Source organism: Streptomyces sp. NPDC002044, from assembly GCF_040296725.1.
Classification (GTDB): domain Bacteria; phylum Actinomycetota; class Actinomycetes; order Streptomycetales; family Streptomycetaceae; genus Streptomyces; species Streptomyces antarcticus.
Map to the genome: position 1 here is coordinate 1 of NZ_JBEOXU010000271.1, position 4,146 is coordinate 4,146.

General features: G+C 69.2%; 1 protein-coding gene. It reads left to right on the forward strand.

The window, feature by feature from the left end:
* Positions 1-4,146 (forward strand): type I polyketide synthase (locus ABT106_RS31265; protein ID WP_351284255.1); only part of this gene is annotated, 4,146 nt, incomplete at both ends.

A 4,146-nucleotide genomic window follows, 5' to 3' on the forward strand; every position in this document is an offset into this window, starting at 1 on the left:
ACCAACCCCAACTGGAACACCTACTACCAACACACCAACCCCCACACCACACCCCTCCCCACCTACCCCTTCCAACACCACCACTACTGGCTCGAATCCGCCGAGACCTCCAGTCCGTCCGGCTCGGACCATCCCCTGTTCGCGGAGACGATCGTTCTCGCGGACAACGGCCGGATGGTGCTGACCGGCACCCTCTCGGTAGCGTCACACCCCTGGCTCGCCGACCACTCCGTGAACGGCGCGGTCCTGTTCCCCGGCGCCGGTTTCGTCGAGCTCGCACTGCACGCCGGACAGCAGACCGGGCACCCTCACATCGCCGAACTCACGCTCAGCGCACCGCTCCTCCTGCCCGCCGACGGCACCGTGTCCCTGCAGCTGCTGCTTGGCGAACCCGCAGCCGAGGGGCGCCAGGTGACCGTGTACTCCCAGAGGTCGCCGGACGACGCGTGGACGAAGCACGCCGAGGGATGGCTGACATCCGCCGTCACCCCTCCGCCCGACACCCTCGACGTCTGGCCGCCGGCCGGCGCCGTACCGGTGGACGCCGACGGCTTCTACGCACAGCTCGGCGCCGTGCGCTACGGGCCGGCCTTCCAAGGGCTCCGCTCGGTCTGGGAACGGAACGGAGAGGTGTTCGCGGAGGTCACGCTCGACGACGGCCAGCACGCCGACGCCGACCGGTTCGGCGTCCATCCCGCGCTCTTGGACTCCGCGCTGCACGCGATCGGGCTCGGAGCGTTCCTGGAGGATCCGGGATCTTCCGTGCCGTTCACATGGACCGGTGTATCCCTCCACGCGTCCAGTGCACGGCACGTGCGGGTCCGTCTGTCCCCCGCCGGTACCGATGCGGTGTCACTCCTGCTCGCGGACTCGGCCGGGCATCCCGTTCTCAGCGTCGATCGCCTGCTCCTGCGTCCGCTGCCGGCGGAGGGCGACATCCCGCTCCGCGAGGAGTCGCTCTTCCGTACCCACTGGATCCCGATGTCTCGGCGCGGTCCTGCCGGCCGGTCCATGCTGGTCTCCACACTGGACGAGCTCGACGGCTGGAAGGGGTCCGCTCCGGATGCCGTACTGCTGCCGTTCCGCTCGTCGTGTCCCGAGGACGCGGCGGTCGAGGCGCTGGCCCTGACCCAACGCTGGCTGAGCGATGAGCGGTTCGGCTCGACACGCCTGGTCCTCGTCACCGGCGGATCCCTCCTGCTCGACTCGGACACGTCGGACGACTCGGACCGGGCACTCGCCAACGCGGCCGTATGGGGTCTGCTCAGGTCGGCGCGGTCCGAGCACCCGGACCGATTCGCGCTCATCGACGCGGAGGTGTCCGGCCCGGCGCTGGTGGACGCGTGGCGTGCAGACGAACCCGAGATCGCGCTGCGGAACGGACAGGCTTACGTACCGCGCCTGCAACGAGCCTCCTCCGACGGTGCCGCCGCCCCCAGCTGGACCGACGGCACCGTCTTGATCACGGGAGCCACCGGGTCGTTGGGCACGCTCATCGCCCGGCACCTCGTACACACCCACGGCGCCCGCGATCTGCTCCTGCTGAGCCGCGGTGCCGTCTCCCCCGAACTGCACGCCGAACTCACCGGGGCGGGCGCCCACGTCACTCACATCTCCTGCGACGTGAGTGACCGCGACCAGCTGGCCCTGGCTCTGGAAGGCCGGCCGCTCAACGCCGTCGTGCACTGCGCGGGCGTCCTGCACGATGCCGTCCTCACGAGCCAGACCGCTCAGCACATCCACGAGGTGTTCGCACCCAAGGCCACGGCCGCCCAGCATCTGAGCGCTCTGACCCAGCACCTCGACCTCTCGGCGTTCATCCTCTTTTCCTCCGCGGCGGCCACCCTCGGATCTCCGGGCCAGGCGAACTACGCCGCCGCCAACGCCTGCCTCGACGCATTGGCACGGCACCGCTCCCACCAGGGACAGCGCACGGTCAGCCTTGCCTGGGGGATGTGGGACACCGGTATGGCCGCATCACACGTGCGGCGGACGGGGATGCCGCCCCTGCGAGAGGAGGAGGGGCTCCGCCTGTTCGACGCCGCGGTCGCGTCGGACGCCAGTGTCCTGGTTCCCATGCACCTCGAAGCTCGTGCCTTCGTCGGCTCCGGCGGTACCGTTCCGGCACTGCTGCACAGTCTCGTTCCGGTACCCCTGCGCCGTGCGGCGCGCGGGGAGACCGAGGCGAAGCTCGCCGACCGGCTGCGACCGCTGTCCCGTGAAGAACAGGACACGCGGCTGCTCACGCTGGTACGCGGCCAGGCCGCTTCGGTGCTCGGGCACGACAGTCCGGAGACGATCGAAGCGGACTTGGCCTTCCGCGACATCGGCTTCGACTCGCTCACAGCCGTCGAGTTCCGCAACCGGATCAATGCCGAGACCGGTCTCGTCCTCCCCGCGACGCTCGTGTTCGACCACCCGACACCGCTCGCCCTCGTCACCCATCTGCGGGTCGGCCTCCTCGGCAGCGACGCCGAGGACTTGGCGCCGGTCAGCATCCGCGCCACCGAGGACGACCCGATCGTCATCGTGGGCACGGCCTGCCGATACCCGGGCGGAGTGACGACACCGGAGGAACTATGGGGGCTTGTCAGCGCGGGCAAGGACGCCATCTCGGCCTTCCCGGTCGACCGCGGCTGGGACACCGCAGCGATCTACAACCCTGACATCGACTCGTCCGGTACCACGTATTGCCGTGAGGGTGGTTTCCTCCACGACGCCGCGGAGTTCGACCCCACCCTCTTCGGCATCTCCCCCCGCGAAGCCCTCGCCATGGACCCCCAGCAACGCCTCCTGCTGGAAACCTCCTGGGAAACCTTCGAACGCGCCGGCATCAACCCACGCACCCTCCGCGGCAGCCGAACCGGCGTGTTCACCGGAATCATGTACAACGACTACGCCGCCCGCTTCACCCACGCCCCCGAAGAAGCAGCAGGACACCTCGGCAACGGCAGCGCGGCCAGCGTCGCATCCGGCCGCATCTCCTACACCTTCGGCCTCGAAGGCCCCGCCGTCAGCATCGACACCGCCTGCTCCTCCTCCCTCGTCGCGCTCCACCTCGCAGCCCAGGCACTCCGCAACAACGAATGCACCATGGCTCTGGCCGGCGGCGTCACCGTCATGTCCACCCCCACCACCTTCATCGAATTCAGCCGCCAACGCGGACTCTCCACCGACGGACGCTGCAAGGCGTTCGCGGATGCGGCGGACGGCACCGGGTGGGGCGAAGGCGTCGGCCTCCTCCTCCTCGAACGCCTCTCCGACGCCCGCCGCAACGGGCACCCCGTCCTCGCCGTCATCCGCGGCTCCGCCGTCAACCAGGACGGCGCCTCCAACGGACTCACCGCCCCCAACGGTCCGTCCCAGCAGCGCGTCATCCAACAAGCCCTCGCGAACGCCGGCCTCACACCCAGCGAGGTCGACGCCGTCGAAGCACACGGAACCGGCACCCGGCTCGGCGACCCCATCGAAGCCCAAGCCCTCCTCGCCACCTACGGCCAGAACCGCGACACACCCCTCTGGCTCGGATCCGTCAAATCCAACATCGGCCACACCCAAGCCGCAGCCGGCGCCGCCGGCCTCATCAAAATGATCCAGGCCATGCACCACGGCCTCCTCCCCCGCACCCTCCACATCGACGAACCGACATCACACGTCGACTGGACCACCGGAGCCGTCTCCCTCCTCACCGAAAACCAGCCCTGGCCCAACACCAACCACCCCCGCCGAGCCGGCATCTCCTCCTTCGGAGTCAGCGGCACCAACGCCCACATCATCCTCGAACAAGCACCAGCGGAAGACCCGGCCCCCCAACCCGCCGAACCCGCCGCCACCCCGCCGGTCATCTCCTGGCTGCTCTCCGCCAAAACACCCCAAGCACTCACCGAACAAGCCCAACGCCTCACCACCGAACTACCCCAGAACACCTCCCCCCTCGACATCGCCTACTCACTCGCCACCACCCGCACCACCTTCGAACACCGCGCCGTCATCCTCGGCAACAACCTCCACACCCTCACCACCGGACTCACCGCACTCGCCAACGGAGAAACCACCCCCCACCTCATCACCGGCCGCGCCACCGAACACCAACGCATCGCCATGATCTTCTCCGGCCAAGGCACCCAACAACCCCACATGGGCCAC